Below are 203 nucleotides of genomic sequence, written 5' to 3' on the forward strand. Positions count from 1 at the left end.
ACATAGATCAGCTGGAGCTGTAAAGGATACTGTTGGCAGATCGAACACTTCTACAGTATCAGAAGCAGTATCGGTACATCCATTTGCATTGGTAAAACTATAGGTAATATTTTGATTTCCTGTACTTGCGGTAGTAGGATTAAAGGAATAAGTAGTTCCATTGCCATCATCAGTTACTCCATTTCCAGAATACGTTCCTCCAC

1 protein-coding gene is annotated in these 203 nt (G+C 39.4%); it reads right to left on the reverse strand.

Annotation, left to right across the window (positions count from 1 at the left end; translation table 11 throughout):
* The coding region (locus tag Q1A73_RS24565; RefSeq protein WP_299611486.1) for a hypothetical protein at positions 1 to 203 on the reverse strand (203 nt) is incomplete at both ends.

Origin of the sequence: uncultured Aquimarina sp. (genome assembly GCF_947492115.1) — a bacterium.
GTDB lineage: Bacteria > Bacteroidota > Bacteroidia > Flavobacteriales > Flavobacteriaceae > Aquimarina.